The 18,204-nt window shown below is 66.2% G+C and carries 17 protein-coding genes; 1 reads left to right on the top strand and 16 read right to left on the bottom strand.

What is annotated here, in order from left to right; genetic code table 11:
* Positions 1–3: 3 nt before the first annotated feature.
* Genes FS388_RS10495 through glyA form a run of 4 tightly spaced genes read right to left on the bottom strand, consistent with a single transcriptional unit; the run spans position 4 to position 4,794 of the window.
* Positions 4–1,509, bottom strand: a complete 1,506-nt coding sequence (locus tag FS388_RS10495) for a serine hydrolase (protein ID WP_146341369.1) — start codon at positions 1,507–1,509, stop codon at positions 4–6.
* Between the two features lie 52 nt (positions 1,510–1,561).
* Complete coding sequence (locus tag FS388_RS10490) at positions 1,562–2,587, bottom strand: LLM class flavin-dependent oxidoreductase (RefSeq protein WP_146341368.1); 1,026 nt, start codon at positions 2,585–2,587, stop codon at positions 1,562–1,564.
* Positions 2,588–2,629: 42 nt separating this feature from the next.
* Entirely contained in the window at positions 2,630–3,511 is an 882-nt protein-coding gene (locus tag FS388_RS10485; RefSeq protein ID WP_146341367.1) for a bifunctional methylenetetrahydrofolate dehydrogenase/methenyltetrahydrofolate cyclohydrolase, read from the bottom strand.
* A gap of 8 nt (positions 3,512–3,519) precedes the next feature.
* Positions 3,520–4,794: a serine hydroxymethyltransferase gene (gene glyA, locus FS388_RS10480; RefSeq protein WP_305778814.1), complete on the bottom strand. Its 1,275-nt coding sequence runs from the start codon at positions 4,792–4,794 to the stop codon at positions 3,520–3,522.
* Positions 4,795–4,925: 131 nt separating this feature from the next.
* Between glyA and FS388_RS10475 the strand changes: the two genes are divergently transcribed.
* Entirely contained in the window at positions 4,926–5,351 is a 426-nt protein-coding gene (locus FS388_RS10475) for a Fur family transcriptional regulator (RefSeq protein WP_146341365.1), read from the top strand.
* 142 nt (positions 5,352–5,493) lie between these two features.
* Here the strand turns inward: FS388_RS10475 and FS388_RS10470 are convergent, their stop codons facing one another.
* The 12 genes from FS388_RS10470 to FS388_RS10415 form a co-directional block, all read right to left on the bottom strand.
* Positions 5,494–5,739 carry a hypothetical protein gene (locus FS388_RS10470; protein ID WP_146341364.1) on the bottom strand — a complete coding sequence of 82 codons (246 nt, stop codon included), beginning with the start codon at positions 5,737–5,739 and terminating at the stop codon, positions 5,494–5,496.
* A 226-nt stretch (positions 5,740–5,965) separates the two neighbouring features.
* Positions 5,966–6,625 carry a hypothetical protein gene (locus tag FS388_RS10465; RefSeq protein WP_146341363.1) on the bottom strand — a complete coding sequence of 220 codons (660 nt, stop codon included), beginning with the start codon at positions 6,623–6,625 and terminating at the stop codon, positions 5,966–5,968.
* Entirely contained in the window at positions 6,622–6,915 is a 294-nt protein-coding gene (locus FS388_RS10460) for a hypothetical protein (protein WP_146341362.1), read from the bottom strand. The genes FS388_RS10465 and FS388_RS10460 overlap by 4 nt, the downstream gene beginning before the upstream one ends.
* A gap of 34 nt (positions 6,916–6,949) precedes the next feature.
* On the bottom strand, positions 6,950–7,192 hold the full coding sequence (locus FS388_RS10455) for a hypothetical protein (protein ID WP_146341361.1): 243 nt from the start codon (positions 7,190–7,192) through the stop codon (positions 6,950–6,952).
* A gap of 83 nt (positions 7,193–7,275) precedes the next feature.
* Positions 7,276–7,824, bottom strand: coding sequence for a hypothetical protein (locus FS388_RS10450; RefSeq protein ID WP_146341360.1), 549 nt, complete (start codon positions 7,822–7,824; stop codon positions 7,276–7,278).
* Positions 7,825–7,958: 134 nt separating this feature from the next.
* Positions 7,959–9,650, bottom strand: coding sequence for an alpha-amylase family protein (locus FS388_RS10445; RefSeq protein ID WP_146341359.1), 1,692 nt, complete (start codon positions 9,648–9,650; stop codon positions 7,959–7,961).
* On the bottom strand, positions 9,650–10,612 hold the full coding sequence (locus FS388_RS10440; protein WP_146341358.1) for a TIGR03557 family F420-dependent LLM class oxidoreductase: 963 nt from the start codon (positions 10,610–10,612) through the stop codon (positions 9,650–9,652). The genes FS388_RS10445 and FS388_RS10440 overlap by 1 nt, the downstream gene beginning before the upstream one ends.
* Before the next feature lie 116 nt (positions 10,613–10,728).
* The gene (locus FS388_RS10435) at positions 10,729–12,948 is read right to left on the bottom strand and encodes an NADP-dependent isocitrate dehydrogenase (RefSeq protein WP_146341357.1); all 2,220 of its coding nucleotides are present in this window, start codon (positions 12,946–12,948) and stop codon (positions 10,729–10,731) included.
* 118 nt (positions 12,949–13,066) lie between these two features.
* Entirely contained in the window at positions 13,067–14,404 is a 1,338-nt protein-coding gene (gene mgtE, locus FS388_RS10430) for a magnesium transporter (protein ID WP_210410187.1), read from the bottom strand.
* A gap of 32 nt (positions 14,405–14,436) precedes the next feature.
* Positions 14,437–16,074, bottom strand: a complete 1,638-nt coding sequence (gene purH / locus FS388_RS10425; RefSeq protein WP_146341355.1) for a bifunctional phosphoribosylaminoimidazolecarboxamide formyltransferase/IMP cyclohydrolase — start codon at positions 16,072–16,074, stop codon at positions 14,437–14,439.
* 41 nt (positions 16,075–16,115) lie between these two features.
* Positions 16,116–16,796 (bottom strand): response regulator transcription factor, encoded by a 681-nt coding sequence (locus FS388_RS10420; RefSeq protein WP_146341354.1) that lies wholly within the window; start codon positions 16,794–16,796, stop codon positions 16,116–16,118.
* Complete coding sequence (locus FS388_RS10415; protein WP_246836369.1) at positions 16,793–18,052, bottom strand: cell wall metabolism sensor histidine kinase WalK; 1,260 nt, start codon at positions 18,050–18,052, stop codon at positions 16,793–16,795. The genes FS388_RS10420 and FS388_RS10415 overlap by 4 nt, the downstream gene beginning before the upstream one ends.
* Between the last annotated feature and the right edge of the window lie 152 nt (positions 18,053–18,204).

Raw genomic sequence — 18,204 nt, 5'->3', positions numbered from 1 at the left:
GGGTCAGTCCTGGTCCCCCTCATCCTCCTCATCCTCACCGTCAGGGTCCTCGGAGTCCGTGCCGATGGTCAGAGCGTCTTGGGCGAGCTGGAAGAACTCGCCGCGGTGCTCCCCGAGCGCCTCATCGTGCTGGGCGAGAAGGACAACCGTCCGGGTGGTTCCGTCCTCAGCCTCCGCGTGCCAGCTGCCGGTGAGCACTCCCGGCAGGCCGCCGCCCTTAAAGGCAAGGCTCTCCCACCATGGGTCCTCCACGGGTCCTGCCAGGCCCGGATTAGTGCCGAGAACAGGCCCCAGCTGCGGCTGCTGCTCGGCCAGGTCGGCCAGTTCCTCGTGCACCGCAGCGATGTCGTAGGCGCTGGCATGCCAGTCCACGTCGACGTCGACATCCTCGGGACCTGTGTCCTCGTAGGAGATGTCCAGCTCCTCGCCCTCGAGCTCTGCGAGCCGCTCCCGCTGATCCGCCTCGTCGAGAGATCCCCACCCCTCGCCGAGGTCGGGGAGCTGCCAGCGGAGCTGGAAGAGCTCCCGGGTGGTGAGGAACGGCTGGAGAAGCTCCGGCTGGGTGTGCCCGGAGTCGGCCACGGCATCCTCGACCGCGTCGCGCCCCAGCAGATCGATGAGCATATCCGTGCCCGTGTTGTCGGAGACTTCGATGGTCCGCTGCGCCACGTCGCTGATGGTCGTGGTGTACCCCGCGGGCTGATCCTGGAGCGTGCCGGAGGGGAGGCTCCGCAGATCCTCAGTGAGCTCGATCTCGTCGCCCCATTCCAGGCTCTCGTCCTCCTCGATGGCCTGGCCCAGGGCAAGCACCACGTACAGCTTGGACGTGGAGGCCAGCGGGGAGGCCTCGTGGGGACGGCCCAGCTCGAGGAGCGGCTCCCCGTCCTCCAGGACCAGCCCGTGCATCTCACCCGGAATCTCTCCCAGCCGCTCGGCGACCTCCTCGAACCCGTCGGCCGGCTCCGCCGGCTCAAAGGGCTCGGCGAAGAGCACCGTCTCAATCGTCTCTCCGTCATCCGAGAGCGCCACCTGAAGGTCCAGCTCGGCGCTGGGCGACTCCAGGCGGGTCGTCGACGACGTCTCGTCCCCCTCATAGTCTGCCGCGACCCACGGAGCGGACGGACGGAGATCCTCATTGAGGACCTCCGCGAAGTCGTCCGCGTCCACCTGGGAGGCGAACGTGTCGCTGAGCCGGCCCTCCCACTGCGAGGCCTCGGCGTCGCCCTCCGCATTGAGCGCCTCGACGATCTCCTCGGCAAGCTCACCGGCAGGGTCTTCTGGGAAGTCGATGTGCGGCGCCGGCGGGCCGGCATCCTGGGAATCGGCCTCGGCCTCTTGGGCCTCGTAGCCGTCGCCTCCATCCAGGGGCGTGGGCGGGCCCTCTCCAACCTCGCCTCCGCCGTTGTCCATGCAGGCAGTGAGGGTGAGGAGCCCTGCGCCGAGTGCGCCCAGGGCCGGGCGCATCAGGGACGTATGGGGGCGCGGCGATTCAGGCGCAGTGTGAGGCACGGATGAGATTGTGCCAGACAGCACCAACCCGAGGTGGGCACATTTCGTCCCTCTATTTCCACCCGAGGGGCTTCGCGACGTGCTCCATGATGCTCTCCAGCACGTGCGCGTTGTATTCGACGCCCAGCTGGTTGGGCACAGTGACCAGGAGGGTGTCGGCCTCTGCGACCGCGGTGTCCTCAGCGAGCGCCGTGACCAGCTGGTCCGGCTCCGCAGTGTAGGAGCGGCCGAAGACAGCGCGGGTCTTCTCATCGATCATTCCGAACTTGTCCTCAGAGTCTCGCTGGCCCAGGAAGTAGGCCCGATCCTGATCGTTGACGATCGGGATGATGGATCGGGACACGGAGACCCGAGGCTCGAAGCCGTGATGGTGCTGGGCGAATTCCTGGCGGAACTTCTGGATCTGGCGGGTCTGCTGCACATGCAGGGGCTCCCCCGACTCGTCGTCCTTGAGGGTGGAGCTCATCAGGTTCATGCCCATCCTGCCTGCCCACTCAGCGGTGGCGTCAGAGCCTGCGCCCCACCAGATCCGCTGACGCAGACCCTCGGAGTAGGGCTCGATGCGCAGCATGCCGGGCGGGTTGGGGAACATGGGGCGCGGATTGGGCTCCGCGAACTGACGGCCCTCCAGGACCTGCAGAGCCACCTCAGTGTGCTTGCGGGCCATATCCGCCGAGGTCTCCCCCTCGCCGGGCTGGTAGCCGAAGTACGTGAAGCCGTCGATGACCTGCTCGGGGGATCCCCGGGAGATGCCCAGCTGCAGACGCCCCTGCGCAATCAGATCAGCTGCGCCTGCATCCTCGGCGAAGTACATGGGGTTCTCGTACCGCATGTCGATGACGCCGGTGCCGATCTCAATGCTGCGGGTCCGAGCGCCCACCGCCGCAAGGAGCGGGAATGGACTGGCCAGCTGCCGGGCGAAGTGATGAATGCGGAAGTATGCGCCGTCCACCCCGAGCTCCTCCGCCGCGACGGAGAGGTCGATGCTCTGCAGCAGCGCGTCCTGCCCCGACTGGGTGTGCGAGTGCGGTGAGGGTGTCCAGTGGCCGAAGGAGAGGAAGCCGATCTTTTTCGCCATGCTCGGCTCAACTGATCATCGAGCCTTCGCATTCCGTCAGGATCAGCCGGCGGCGCGCTCCGCTGACTCCACCACGTTGGCGAGGAGCTCGACGCGCGTCATCGGCCCCACTCCCCCCGGATTGGGCGAGTAGTGGCTGGCGACCTCCTCGATGCCGGGACCGATGTCGCCGAAGATCGTGGCCTTGCCGGTCTGGGGGTCCACCTCACGGGTGACGCCCACATCGAGCACCACGACTCCCTGCTTCAGGTCAGCCGGGTCGATCATGTGCTTCACTCCCGCAGCCGCGACGACGACGTCAGCCTTCTTCAGGTGCGATGCGGTGTCCTTGGTGCCGGTGTGGCAGAGGGTCACCGTTGCGTTGACGTTCCGCCTCGTGAGCAGCAGGCCGATGGGCCGGCCGATCGTGACGCCGCGCCCCACCACCACGACGTGCTTGCCGTTGAGGTCGAGGCCGTAGTGCGTCAGCAGGTCCACACATCCTTTGGGAGTGCATGGAAGCGGCGAGGTGAGATCACCGGAGGTCGATGCGACCAGCCGCCCGAGGTTCATCGGGTGCAGACCATCGGCATCCTTGTTGGGATCGATGGCCTCCAGCACGGCCTGAGTGTCCAGGTGCTTCGGCAGGGGAAGCTGAACGATGTAGCCGGTGCACGCAGGGTCGCTGTTGAGCTTCTCCAGCTCAGCGAGCAGCTCCTCCTGCGTGATGCTCTCATCGAGCTGCACCTGGATGGAGTTGATGCCCACCTCGGAGCAGTCGCGGTGCTTGCCGGCCACGTAGGATTCGCTCGCCGGGTCGGAGCCGACGAGGACCGTCGCGAGGCCGGGCGTCACGCCTCGCTCCTTGAGCGCGGAGACCCGCTGAGCGAGGTCCTCCCTCATGGCCTTGGCGGTGGCCTTTCCGTCCAGTATCTGCGCTGTCATCGCTTCACTCACCAATCTTCCAGACCCTCATACAGCGGGAAGTCCGCTGCGAGCTTCTTGACCCGTTCTTCCAGCGCCTCCACATTCGGCTCCGGCTTCAGCGCCGCGGCGATGATGTCTGCCACTTCGCGGAACTCCTCGTCGCCGAATCCTCGCGACGCCAGCGCGGGGGTGCCGATGCGCAGTCCGGAGGTCGTCATGGGCGGGCGCGGGTCGTTCGGCACGGAGTTGCGGTTCACCGTGATGCCGATCTCGTGGAGGAGATCCTCGGCCTGCTTGCCGTCCAGATCCGAATTCCGCAGATCCACCAGCACCAGGTGGACGTCGGTTCCGCCGGTGAGCACCGAAACGCCGTGCTCGGTGACATCGTCGGCCACGAGCCGCTCAGCGAGGATTCGGGCGCCGGCCACGGTGCGACGCTGCTTCTCCTGGAAGTCCTCGGATCCGGCGATCTTGAAGGCAATCGCCTTGGCCGCGATGACGTGCATCAGAGGTCCGCCCTGCTGCCCTGGGAACACGGCCGAATTGATCTTCTTCCGGTGCTCCTCCTTGCAGAGGATGAGTCCCGAGCGTGGGCCCGCCAGGGTCTTGTGCACGGTGGTGGTGACCACATCGGCATACGGCACGGGGTTGGCGTGGAGTCCGGCGGCCACCAGGCCGGCGAAGTGAGCCATGTCGACCCACAGGAGCGCGCCCACCTCGTCTGCGATCTCGCGGAAGCGGACGAAGTCGAGCTCGCGGGGGTAGGCCGACCATCCCGCGACGATCATCTTCGGCTTCTCCTCATGGGCAATCCGGCGCACCTCGTCCATGTCGATGGAGCCGGTCTCAGGATCCACCTCATAGGCGGCGATCTCATAGAACTTGCCGGAGTGGTTGAGCTTCATGCCGTGGGTGAGGTGCCCTCCGTGGGCGAGCGAGAGGCCCATCAGCTTGTCCCCGGGCTGCATGAAGGCCGTCATCACGGCCACGTTGGCCTGTGCGCCGGAGTGGGGCTGAACATTGGCGTGATCGGCTCCGAAGAGCTGCTTGGCCCGCTCGATGGCGAGGTTCTCCGCCACATCGACGAATTCGCAGCCGCCGTAGTAGCGACGGCCGGGATAGCCCTCTGCATACTTGTTGGTCAGCACAGAGCCCTGCGCCTCAAGCACCGCACGAGGCACGAAGTTTTCGCTGGCGATCATCTCAAGGGTGCCTCGCTGGCGGCCCAGCTCATCGGCTATCGCCTGGGCGATCTCCGGGTCCACATCTGCCAAAGGTGCAGTATTGATGTCAGCGCTCACAGGGGCTCCTCGTCTCCGGTCATCGTGCCGGGCCAAGTCTACGCGCCGGTCGGCCGCACCCAAGGCTCTGTGAAGAGCATCACCCATGGGCTTTTTATGAGAACCTCATAACTGCTGGCATGATATAGGGAATGAAAGAGCAGGATTGGCCCTCCCAGCTGCGCCAGCGGGGCATGCGCGTCACGCGCCAGCGCCTCGCCGTGCTTGAGGCCGTCGGCTCTCAGCCCCATCAGCCTGCCGAGGGCGTTCACGCAGCAGTGGCCGAGACTCTGCCCGAGATCACCGTGCAGTCGATCTATACGGTCCTGCACGACCTCACCGCCAAGGAGCTCATCAGGCGCTTCGACCCGCCCGGGGCCGCGGCGTGCTACGAGACGCGCACCGAGGACAACCACCACCACGCCATCTGCACCAGCTGCGGACGTATCGAAGACGTCGACTGCGTCCACGGCGAGGCGCCCTGCCTGGAGGCCCCTGCCTCCTTGGGCATGCAGATCGATGTTGCCGATGTGGTCTTCCGCGGCGTCTGCGCCGACTGCCGACACAGACCGGCCTGAGCTTTCACCACATATTCCTGTGAGCAGAATCTGCTTTCACGACAGATGGATTCATGGCAGACAGAAAGGCTCCCTGCGCAATGCGCAGGGAGCCTTTCCTGAATCAACGGTTCATTGAACCGAAGTGCTGATCAGAATTCGATCAGCCTTCGTCGTCCATGCCGTCGTCATCCATGCCGTCGTCCTCGACGGCTGCGTCGTCGTCCATGGCGTCGTCTTCTGCGGCGCCATCGTCTTCCATGCCGTCGCCGTTGTCCTCGACAGCTGGGTCTTCAGTGCCGGTGTCGTCGGCGCCGTCGTCGCATGCTGCCAGGCCGAACATGGCGATGGAGCCGATGCCAACGATGCCTGCAATGCTGCGGAGCTTGGAGTTTTCGGTAGTAGCCATACGTGGTTACCTCCGTGTGATCCTGCATCGATGTGATGCGTGGCGGAATTTCCGCCGTCATCGCCGGGAAATGGCTTCCCCGGCGAACTGGTTCCATACCATCAGACGAGGCGGCGGAAAGAAAGCGAAAATGGGCCGTTAGGGCGAATTCGGAGAAGACTCTTAGGGGGTGTCCAGGTTCGGGCGCACAGGACCAAAGCTTTCCTAGCTCCCGTCCAGGAAACCGTCACCCAGTGGCCTCCATCACCGCCTCCTCGAGCTCAGAGAATTCGATGATCACGTCCTCGTCCGGCTCCTCCGCGTCATCCGTCTCATCCCAGTGCTCGAACGAGACGGCCACTTCGGCCGCCTCATAGCCGACAAGGTAGGGGTCATCCTCTTCGGCGGCGACCATGAAGGTGGCGTTCTCGATCTCGTAGACCCAGACGTTCTCACCGTTGACCGTGTCGACTTCTCCCTCGGCGTCCTCCTCGGACACAGCCGACTCGAAGCCCTCCCTGAGGTTCATGATGAACGCCTCCGGGGTCTCGATCATCTCCAGGTCCACGACCTCGGTCACGTGGACCCACTCGCCGCGCTCCTGCAGCCAATCCTCGAGCTCGTCGGGCTGAAGGCCCTCCGCATCCTCAGGACGCGACTCCTCATATGTTGAGACGAAGAACTCGTTGGACTGCAGCACCCTCTCCCCATCGTCGAAGAGACGCTGCTCGCCGAAGGGCGACTCGTGCAGGGAACCGTCGCCGGTCATGCTGCCTGCGATGACCATCTCGTCTCCGGGACCGAGCTCGGCGTCGTCCTCGCCGTCCGCCGGCTCCTCAGCGGCGTCGATCTCAGGCACCTCCTCAGCGTCCTCGTCGTCCTCTTCGACGAGGACGGTGATAGTCACGCTCTCGTGATCGAGGGAGCTGTCCCAGATGTCCTCCCGAATCTGAGCGAAGCTGGGCGGGTCCATCGTGTCGTCGTCAGGAGCGACCCCGCCCTCATCCTCCGGGTCCTCCCCGCGATCTCCTCGGGCTGGTCGCCCTGCTCCTCAGCACCGTCGGGGTCCTGACCCTCGGTTCCGCCGCCGTCCTCCTCATCGGTCTGGTCATCGGCCGGGACGCCCTCATCGCCGCAGGCGGTCAGCGCCAGCAGTGCAACACCCAGCAGTCCAGCGGTCCTGTACAGCGTGCTCATCTCTTCAATCTCCTTACCGGCCGCCTGCTGCGGCTCATTGACTGTTCACGGCGGCCTCAAGCAGGCTGCTGCTCTCGGCGACGTCTGATTCGGGCTGCGGCGCAGCCCCTGCCTCCTCGAGGATCTCCTCGATGGTGATCACGTCATCCGGCGCCTCAGGGGCTTCGGACTCGCCCCATTCGGCGAAGGAGTAGGTGTTCTCGCCGTCGTTGATCTCCATGATCAGCGGCTCCTCAGCGGAGGACACGACGAACGTGAAGTCGTCCTCCTCAAACACCCAGACCTCCTCGCCGCCGCGGGTGCTCTCCTCGGCCTCGAGCTCGTCATACTCGCCGTCCTCGAGCTCCGAGCGCCACGTGGTCAGCAGCTCCTCAGCCGAATAGACGGCCTCGGCCTCCGGGAACTGGACCCAGGAGTCGCCGATGATCTCTGAGAGCTCCTCGGACGAGACAGCGGCCTCGTCGTCCTCGGGGACGCTGCCTCGTCCTCGTCCTCGTCAACGTCGTCCTCGTCGTTGAGCTCTGCGGCCAGCAGCTGCGCGAACTCCTCGCCGGCGAAGTACTCGTCGCCCTCGACGACCCTGTGGGTGAAGCTCGTGGTGCCCGCACTGAAGCTCATCTGGGAGGCGGTTCCGTCCAACGCACCGAGAATCTCGAGCTGCCCGGAGTCCTCCTCGTCGATCTCGCCGAAGAGTTCGTCCAGCTCGGCCTCGCCCGCCTCCATCTCGCCTGTCACGGTCACCGACTCCGCGGCCAGCGACGAGTCGAAGGCTTCCTGGCGAATATCGCCGAAGACCGGCGCGGACTCGGGCGCCGCGGCGTCGTGCTGGTCGGTGGCATCCACCGGGTAGGGACCGCAGGCGCTGAGCACCAGGGCCCCGGACGCCGCCAGAGCAGGCGCGGCTGCCATATATGGGGTCCTCAGGGGTCGCATCATCAGAGTGGGTGCCTCCTCATTCAGGCCGTTCATTGAAGGTACTCAGCGAGTCTGAGTGTTGGCTAGGCTGCGATCAAGCAGCGCGCGCAGGCGTTCCGGGCCGGGGATCAGACGAGGCGCGGGTCGCCCTCGCGCTTGATCCGCAGCCACCGTGATCCGAAGCCGTCCAGCCGAGCCTCCGTCGACGATTCGCCGTCGAGCTCGAAGGTGTCATCCACCATCAGGTCCATCAGGAGCGTTCCAGGGCCCTCATCCGACAGTGCGAACGGCACTTGGACGGGTTCGGAGGCGAGGTTGTGCAGAAGCACCAGGGTGTGGTCCTCCCACACCATCCGGTAGGCCAGGACGCAGCGGTGCGGCTGTTCGATGATGTTCGCATCGCCCCAGCCGATCTCGGGGGATTCGCGGTAGCGCTTCGCCAACCGCGTGATCCAGTGCAGGAGCGAATCCTGCTCCCGGCGCGAGATGCCCGCGTTGACGTGCTCCGGTCCGTAGGAGCCCTCTGTGACGGCGCGCGCCACCTTTGACGGGCTGGCGGAGGAGAACCCTGCGTTCTTCTCGCTGGACCACTGCATGGGAGTGCGGACGGCCTCCCTGCCCGGCACGTCCAGGTTCTCGCCCATGCTGATCTCCTCCCCGTAGTAGAGCACCGGAGTGCCGGGGAGGCTGAAGAGGAGGCTGTATGCGAGCTTCAGACGTCGGGGGTCGCCCTCGAACATGGTGGGCAGGCGACGCCGGATGCCGCGTCCTGCGAACCGGTGCTCCTCGTCGGGGGCGAAGGTGTCGAGAACTTCGTTCCTCTCGTCCTCAGTGAGCAGGTCCAGCGTCAGCTCGTCGTGGTTGCGGAGGAAGTTCGCGTACTGCACCTCTTCGTTCAGGTCAGTGGGGCGGGACTTCAGCGCCTCTTCGATGGGAGCTGCGTCCTGACGCGCGAACGACAGGAACATCTTTTGGTTGGTGAAGAAGTCGAACTGCATCGACAGCTGATCACCGTCCGATCCCCCGAAGAAGGCCCTCTGCTCCTCATGGGGCAGGTTCACCTCACCCAGCATGATGGCAGCGCCCTGTCCGCTGGCGCGCCGCTGCATGAATGACCGCAGCGCGCGCAGGTAGTCGTGCGGCTCGGCCATCTCGTCGTCGTCGATCTCGATCAGGGTGGTCTGATTGATGGCGAACGGCACAGCGTCGACGCGGAAGCCGTCCACTCCCAGCTGGAGCCAGAATCCCATGATCTTTGAGATCTCGTCACGCACCTGCGGGTTGGCAGTGTTCAGGTCCGGCTGCGTGTGCAGGAAGTGGTGCAGGTACCACTCCCCCGTCTTCTCATCCTGCGTCCAGATTCCGTCCTCGGAGTCGGGGAACATCGTCTGGTCGGACGTGTCGGGCGGGGTGTCGCCGCGCCACACGTAGTAGTCGCGGTAGGGGTTGTCCGTCGAGGCGCGGGACCTGCGGAACCAGTAGTGCTGATCGCTGGTGTGGTTGATGACCAGGTCGATGATCACCCGGATTCCCCGGTCGTGGGCGGTGCGGATGAGCTCCACGATGTCGCCGTGGTCCCCGTAGCGCTGGTCCACGCCGTAGAAGTCGGCGATGTCGTACCCGCTGTCGCGCCGGGGCGAGGGGTAGAAGGGCATGAGCCAGATGCAGGTCACGCCGATCTCGGCAAGGTAGTCGATCCGTTGGCACATGCCGTCGATGTCACCGATGCCATCGTTGTTGGAGTCCAGGTAGACCTCCATATCGATGCAGTAGATGAAGGCGTTCTTGTACCAGAGGTCGGCGGTCTCGGTGATGCGCATCAGGTGCCTTTCAGCTGGGGCAGGACCTTCTCGCCGAACGTATCGATGAACGGCTTCTGGTGCTGCCCCACATGGTGGATGTATACGGCGTCGAAGTCCTCGGCTGCGGCGGAGAGCCACTCGACGTGCTGGTCCGGCTCCGCCGAGGTCCAGACGGCGTCGAGGACCGTCTCCGCCGAGACTTCCCCGGCGGCGGTGTCGAAGTGCGCCGGCGTGGCGAGGTCCTGGTCCAGGGGCGGCCCGAAGACGTTGGCGGACCATTGGTGGCGCGCCGTCTCCACTGCCTGCTTGTAGGTGTCGGCCCAGGAGAGGTGCACCTGCAGGAACGCGGATCCCCGCCCGCCAGCGTCCCGATAGGCCTTCAGGGTGTCGCGGTGGGCGCCGCCGGGCTGGTTGAGCGTGATCATGCCCTCAGCCCAGCCGGCTGCACGGCGCGCGGACTCGGGAGTGATGCACGTCGCCAGCAGCGGAACCCCTTGGGCCGGACGGTCGTAGAGGTATGCGTCCTCGACCTCGACGTATCCAGAATGCCGGCTGATCCATTCGCCCTGGTGCAGGCGTCGAATGATGTCCACCGCCTCTTCGAGCCTGTCGCGCCGCTGCTCCAGCGGCAGCCATTTGTCGGCGGTGACGTGCTCGTTCATGTTCTGGCCCGCGCCGAGGGCCACCCAGTAGCGCTCGGGGAACATCTCACCGAGCGTCGCGGTGGCCTGGGCGATCAGGGCCGGGTGATAGCGCTGGCCGGGGGCGCAGACCGAGCCGATGGGAAAGGTGGTCTGCGCCAAGGCTGCTCCGAGCCAGGAGAGGGTGAATCCCGAGTGGCCCTGATTCTCGGACCAGGGCATGAAGTGGTCCGAGCTCATGGCCGCGTCGAAGCCTGCCTGCTCGGCATGCTTCACATCGGCCAGAAGCTGGGACGGAGCGATCTGCTCCTGAGAGCAGTGGAAGCCGAAAAGTGTCATAGTGCAAACCACCCAGGTGAGGTTGTCGGTGCGTCTCTCGTGGTCAGAGACTGTATCGACACCCACCTGGGCGGTTGCTGAATGCTGGCCGCAGGACGGCCTGCCTCATTCGGGAATCAGCCGGCCAGACCGTCGATGATCTCGTTCAGCGTCGACGAGGGCCGCATGACCTTGAACGCCTTCTTCTCATCGGGCCGGTAGTAGCCCCCGACATCGGCGGGGCTGCCCTGGACCGCTGTGAGCTCCTCGAGGATCTTGTCCTCGTTCTTGGTCAGCGCCTCGGCGACGGGCGCGAACGTGTCGGCGAGGTCCGAGTCCTCGGTCTGCGCGGCAAGCTCCTGGGCCCAGTACTGGGCGAGGTAGAAGTGGGAGCCGCGGTTGTCGAGGCCGCCCGGCTTCCGCCCCGGTGAGCGGTCCTCCATCAGGAACGTGGCGGTCGCCCGGTCCAGTGCGGAGGCGAGCACCTTTGCCTTCGGCGCTGAACCTTGCTCCGCGTACTTCTGCAGGGAAGGGACCAGTGCGAAGAACTCTCCGAGGGAGTCCCAGCGAAGGAAGTTCTCCTCGGTGAGCTGCTGGACGTGCTTGGGAGCGGAGCCGCCGGCTCCGGTCTCGTAGAGGCCCCCGCCTGCCATGAGAGGCACGATCGAGAGCATCTTTGCGGAGGTTCCCAGCTCGAGGATGGGGAACAGGTCCGTGAGGTAGTCACGGAGGACGTTTCCGGTCACGGAGATGGTGTCCTCGCCGTCGCGGAGGCGCTCGACCGTGTACTTGGTGGCCTCGACGGGGTTGAGGATCTTGATCTCCAGGCCCTCGGTATCGTGATCGTCCAAGTAGTGCACCACCTTGGTGATGAGCTTCGCGTCGTGCGCACGCTGCTCGTCCAGCCAGAACACGGCGGGGGCGTTGGCTTCGCGGGCCCGGGCCACGGCCAGCTTCACCCAGTCCTGGATGGGGTCGTCCTTGGTCTGGCAGGCCCTCCAGATGTCGCCGGGCTCCACGGTGTGCTCGATGACGACATCGCCTGCAGCGGTGACCACCTGCACGGTGCCTTCGGCTTCGATCTCGAAGGTCTTGTCGTGCGAGCCGTACTCCTCGGCCTTCTGGGCCATCAGTCCCACATTGGGGACGGTTCCCATGGTGGTGGGGTCGAAGGCGCCGTGCGCGCGGCAGTCCTCGATCACGGCCTGGTAGACCCCGGCGTAGGAGGAGTCAGGGATGACGGCCAGGGTGTCGTCGGTCTCGCCGCTGGGGCCCCACAGCTTGCCGCCGTTGCGGATCATGGCGGGCATGGAGGCGTCGACGATCACGTCCGAGGGAACGTGCAGCCCGGTGATGCCCTTGGAGTCATCGACCATGGACATCCGGGGGCCGTTCTCCAGGCCCTTCCGGTACTCCTCCTGGATGCCTTCGCAGGCTTTGCCGAGCTTCTCTGCTCCCTTGAGGATGGAGGCCAGCCCGTCGTTCGCCGAGAGTCCGGCCGCGGCGAGGTCATCCCCGTACTTCTCGAAGATGGAGGGGAAGAACGCCTTCACGATGTGGCCGAAAATGATCGGGTCGGAGACCTTCATCATGGTCGCCTTGAGGTGGGCGGAGAAGAGAACGTCCGCCTCCTTGGCCGCCTGGACCTGCTCGGTGAGGAATGCGTCCAGGGCGCGCGCGGACATGAAGGTGCCGTCGAGGACCTCGCCGGTCTGCACCGTGAGCCCCTCTTTGAGCGTGGTGACGGTGCCGTCGCCGGCCACGTGCTGGATGGTCACGGCGTCCTCGCGCTCGAAGACCACTGACTGCTCGTTGGACGCGAAGTCGTCCTCGCCCATGGTGGCCACGTTCGTGGTGGACTCGGAGGACCACTGGCCCATGCGGTGAGGGTTGGCACGCACGTACTTCTTGATGGACTCGGGCGCGCGACGGTCTGAGTTGCCCTCGCGCAGCACGGGGTTCACGGCCGAGCCCTTGACCTTGTCGTACCGAGCTCGGATGTCCTGCTCCTCCTCGGAGGAGGGCGACTCGGGGTAGTCGGGCAGCTTGTAGCCCTGCGACTGCAGCTCGGCGATGGCTGCCTTCAGCTGCGGCACGGACGCGGAGATGTTCGGAAGCTTCACAATGTTCGCATCGGGGCTCTTGGCCAGCTGGCCGAGCTCGGCGAGGGCGTCCGCCTCCGCCTTGTCCTCACCGACGTGGTCGGGGAACTGCGAGATGATGCGTCCTGCCAGGGAGATGTCCCGGGTCTCGACCTCGACTCCCGCAGTGGAGGCGAAGGCCTCGACAATGGGCTTCAGGGAGAAGGTCGCCAGCATGGGCGCTTCGTCAGTGTTCGTGTAGATGATCTTTGCCATGGGTGTGGGTTTCCCTCGAGGTCGCTCGTGATGACGTCGTTCAGATGTCCGGTGTGTTGGTCACAACCTATCAAGTCTGCGCCTGCGCCCGAGCGTTCGCGCGGGCGGCGCCGGGGCCTCAGATGCCGAGGACGGTCATCGCAATGAGGAAGTAGACGATGAGGCCTGCCGCGTCGACGAACGTTGCGATGAACGGGTTGGCGAAGACGGCGGGATCGGCTCCGATCGATTTGCCCAGCAGCGGCATGAGCCCTCCTGCGGAGGCCGCCATGGTGCAGACGACGAGCATCGTCAGGCCGATGACCAGGCCGATGTCCCAGCCGTAGACCCCGCCGGTGATCACGAGAGCGAGCACACCGAGGGACGAGCCGAGCGTCAGCCCCACTCGCACCTCTCGCCACAGCACTTTGATCGCGTCCCTGGTGCGCACGTCGCCGAGTGCAAGAGCGCGGGTGACTGTGGTGGCTGCCTGGTTGCCGACGTTTCCGCCGGTGCCGATCAGCAGGGGAACGAAGAGCGCAAGTGCCACCACGGCTTCCAGCTGGTCCTCGAATGCGTCGAGCACCGACACCGTCAGCGTGGCGCCGACGGCCAGGACCAGCAGCCAGACGATGCGCGATTTCATAATGGTCAGCACAGGCGTGGAGAGGTAGGGCCGGTTCAGCGGCTCGGCACCGCCGTGCCGAGCCGCATCCTCATTCTCAGCCCGCTCGATGATGTCCAGCGCGTCATCCACGGTGAAGATTCCGACGACGCGGTGCTCTTTGTCGGTGACCGGCATGGCGAGGTGCTTGCGGTCGGCGCACCGGCGCGCTGCGTCCTCCGCGTCGTGGTCGGCGTCCACGGAGTCGGCCTCCGCCATCAGCTCGCCGACCACGGCTGCGCTGTCGGCCTTCAGCAGGTCGCGGAGCGAGACCACTCCCTGCAGCATCCGGCTCGCGTCGACCACGGGAACGGTGTAGATCGTCTCGGCGTCCTCGGCCTGGGCGCGCACCTTCTGCAGCGCCTCCGCCACGGTCAGCTCCTGGCGCAGGGCGACAAACTCGGGGCTCATGTGGCGGCCGATCGTGCCCAGGTCGTAGCCGAGCACGATGTTCGTGAGATTCCGCTCACGCTCGTCGAGGTGACGCATCATCTGCCGGGCGACCGAGGCTGGCATCTCGTCCATCAGCCGGACTCGGTCGTCCGGATCCAGGGACTCGAAGAAGTGGGCGACGTCGTGGTCCTTCAGGCCCTCGAGAAGCTCATGCTGGAGCGCCTCATCCAGGAGGTCGAAAGCCTCGACCGCCACGTCTTTGGGCAGGAGCCGGAACGCGACGGCGCGATCCTTGACCCCCAGTCGCTCCAGGAAGTCCACGACGTCGCCGGGGTTCGAGTCGCTCAGCGCCTGGCGAAGCTCGCGGAGCCTTTCCTCACGGATGAGCTCGGTCAGCTCATCGAGCAGCTCTTCAGTCACGGCGTTCTGCCCTATCTCTTCGGTCGCTCAGGTCAGTGTGCGAAGTGCCGGGTGCCGGTGAAGTACATCGTCAGACCGGCGTCCTGGGCAGCGGCGATGACTTCCTCGTCGCGCTGGGATCCGCCCGGCTGCACCACGGCGGTCACGCCGGCGGCGATGAGGATTGCCAGCCCGTCGGCGAATGGGAAGAACGCATCGGATGCGGCCACGGCGCCGCGGGCGCGCTCCACGCCCTCGCCTCCGAGGGTGTTGGCCCGCTGAACAGCCAGACGGCAGGAGTCGAGCCGGTTGACCTGGCCCATGCCGATGCCGACCGCTGCCTGATGCTTGGCCAGCAGGATGGCGTTGGACTTCACCCCGCGCACCGCTCGCCACGAGAAGGCCAGGTCCGTCAGCACCTGCTCCTCGGCGGCAGGGCCTGCCACCAGCTTCCAGTTCGAGGGGTCGTCGCCGTCTGCGTCGAGAGCGTCGGAGGCTTGGAGAAGCATGCCGCCGGAGATCTGGCGATACTCGACCGTCTCCCGGTGGTGGCCCTCGGCCAGCTGCAGCAGCCGGACGTTCTTCTTCTGCCTCAGGATCTCCAGCGCCTCATCTGAGAAGGAGGGCGCCGCCACCACCTCGGTGAAGACCTCCGATACGGCCTGGGCCATCTCTGCGCTGACCTCTCGGTTCGCGGCGATGACCCCTCCGAAGGCGGAGAGGGGATCCGTGGCGTGCGCCGCACTGTGGGCGGCAGCGACGCTGTCAGCCTGCGCGATTCCGCACGGGTTGGCGTGCTTGATGATCGCAACAGCAGGACGTGAGAAGTCGAACGCGGCGCGGACGGCCGCGTCGGCGTCCACGTAGTTGTTGAAGCTCATGGCTTTGCCGTGGAGCACCTGTGCCTGCGCCAGCCCTGGGGCGGCGTGCGGCTCGGTGTAGACGGCTGCCGGCTGGTGGGAGTTCTCGCCGTACCGCAGGGAGGCCACGCGTTCCAGTGCGAGGCCGGCATAGGGCGGGAAGTGTGCCTTGCGGCGCGATTCGCTGACCACCGGAGGGGCGGGCAGGTCTGCGGCGTCGAAGTCGGTGTCGAACTCCTGGGCCGTCCACCGTGCCACGGCGGTGTCGTATGCAGCAGTGTGCGCGAAGGCAAGAGCGGCCAGGCGCTTGCGCTGAGCCAGGGTGAATCCGCCCTGCCCTGCGGCGGCGATCGTCTCGCCGTACCTGAGCGGGTCGACGACGACGGCCACTGAGGCGTGGTTCTTCGCAGCGGCGCGCACCATCGAGGGGCCGCCGATGTCGATCTTTTCCACGATCTCCTGCTCGGAGGCGTCTGAGGCCGCCGTCTCGGCGAAGGGGTAGAGGTTGGCGATCACCAGATCGATGGGGGCGATGCCGTGGCCCTCCAGGGTGCTGACGTGCTCCGGGTTGCGACGATCGGCGAGGATGCCTCCGTGGATGCGCGGGTGGAGCGTCTTCACCCGCCCGTCGAGCATCTCGGGGAATCCGGTGACGTCCTCCACCTGGGTCACCGGTATTCCGGCGTCGGCGATGCGGGAGGCCGTGGAGCCGGTGGATACGAGCTCCACACCCGCATCGTGGAGTCCCTGCGCGAGCTCAGTGAGACCTGTCTTGTCGAAGACGCTGATCAGTGCTCTCCGGATGGGCTGGGTGGTGTCCTTGTCGCTCATGCAACCTCCGCCGTCGTCGTATGCCTGGACCAGCGGACAGTCTAGCCGTCGAACTTATAGCCGAGGCCTCGCACGGTCACCAGAAGCCGAGGCTTGGCGGGGTCGGACTCGATCTTCGAGCGGAGGCGCTTCACATGCACGTCCAGGGTCTTGGTGTCTCCCACATAGTCGGAGCCCCACACCCTGTCGATGATCTGCCCGCGGGTCAGCACGCGTCCAGCATTGCGGATGAGGATCTCGAGGAGCTCGAACTCCTTCAGGGGAAGGCTGACCTTGCGGCCGGCGAGCTCGACGATATGGCGCTCAATGTCCATGCGCACGGGTCCGGCTGAGATGGTGGAGGAGTCTTCGAACTCAGGCTCGACGTTGCGCCGCAGGACCGCTCGCACTCGAGCCAGAAGCTCGCGGGAGGAGTAGGGCTTGGTGACGTAGTCGTCGGCCCCCAGCTCCAGTCCGACCACCTTGTCGATCTCCGAGTCCTTCGCTGTCAGCATGATCACCGGGACGTTCGAGCGGAGCCGGATCTGCCTGCACACCTCGGTGCCGGGCTGGCCGGGGAGCTGGAGGTCCAGCAGCACCAGGTCTGCCCCTTCGCGGTCGAAGAGATCGACCGCCTCGAGCCCGTCGGCGGCCACCAGTGCGTCGTAGCCCTCCTTCTCCAGGGTGTATGAGAGGGCGTCCGAGAACGACTCCTCGTCCTCAACGATCAGGATCCTGGTCACGCGTCTCCTCCTTCGCCGGCGCGGGGCGCTGCCGGCGGCTTCTTCGGTGCGATGGTGGGCTCTTCTGCGGTCAGCTCACGCTGCCCCGCGCGGTGGGTCAGGGTCTCGTCGACGCCGGTGAGGCCCCTGAGGGAGTCCAGACCTTCGTCGATCTCCGGAAGCCGCACGGTGAAGGTGGATCCCTTGCCCTGCTGGGACCACAGCGACACCTCTCCCCCGTGGTTTCCGATCACGTGCTTGACGATGCTCAGCCCCAGGCCTGTGCCGCCGGTCTGGCGGGACCTGGCCGCATCGACGCGGTAGAAGCGCTCGAAGATTCGCTCCTGGTTCTCGGGTGCGATGCCCATCCCCTGGTCGGTGATGGCCACCTCGGCGACCCCGTCCGCCGACGCCAGGCCGACCCCCACCCGGGTGTTGGGGGGCGAGTACCGAAGCGCGTTGTCGATGAGGTTTCGGACGGCCATGGTCAGCTGCTCCTGGTCGCCGTGGACGCGCCTGGGCAGGTTCCCGCCGACCTTGATCTGGATGTGCCGCTCCTCAGCTGTGAGCCGGGAGCGGTCCACGGCTTCGTCGATCACAGCCTGAAGGTCGACGGGCCTGCCGGCGTGCACCACGTTCTTGCCCTGCACGCGGGAGAGCTCGATGATGTCCTGCACGAGCGCGGCGAGGCGGACGGACTCCTTGTGCAGGCGCTTGGAGAACCGTCGGACGGCGTCCTCGTCCTCGGCGGCATCTTCGATGGTTTCGGCGAGCAGGCTGATGGCGCCGACGGGGGTCTTCAGCTCGTGGGAGACGTTGGCGACGAAGTCGTTGCGCACCGCCTCGGTGCGGGAGACCTCAGTGCGGTCGTCGGCGAGGACGAGGATGTACTCGTCGCCCAGGGGTGCGACCCGCAGGTTGGCGACGATGCTGGCTTCGCCCTGCAGGCCGCGAGGCAGCTCGAGCTGCTCCTCGATGATCACTCCGTCGCCGCGGACCCGTGCGGTGAGGGCCAGAACTTCGCGGTGCACCACTGTGTGGCCGCGGACGAGCCCGAAGGCGTATGCGGCGGGGTTGGCCCGGACCACTCCGTCGACGGTGTCGACGACGATGTACCCCAGGCCCAGGGAGGCTAGGACCTCTGTGGCGCCTGCCGGCATCGAGGGCTCGTCGACGTCCACGTCGGCGGCACGCTGCCGCTCGGAGACCCGGAAGGCGTACATGCACGCAACGCCCAGCGCGACGCCGACGATCAGCGCTGTAGCCGCAACGAGCAGGGAGTCCACAACGTCCCAGCTTAGGGCCCCGCCGGAGCCTGTGCTGTCCGCGTGTCGCCGCGCAGACAGATGTTCACCAGAAGTTCACCTCTGCGTCAGCCGCCATCCTGAGCCGTGTCACCTGGGGCGACCACTGTGGACAGGCACCCCGT

The sequence above is a fragment of the Nesterenkonia sp. NBAIMH1 genome (assembly GCF_007922635.1).
Classification (GTDB): Bacteria; Actinomycetota; Actinomycetes; order Actinomycetales; family Micrococcaceae; genus Nesterenkonia; species Nesterenkonia pannonica.
The sequence above is the reverse complement of the archived record's forward strand: the minus strand, read 5'-3'. Positions and strand labels throughout refer to the sequence as shown.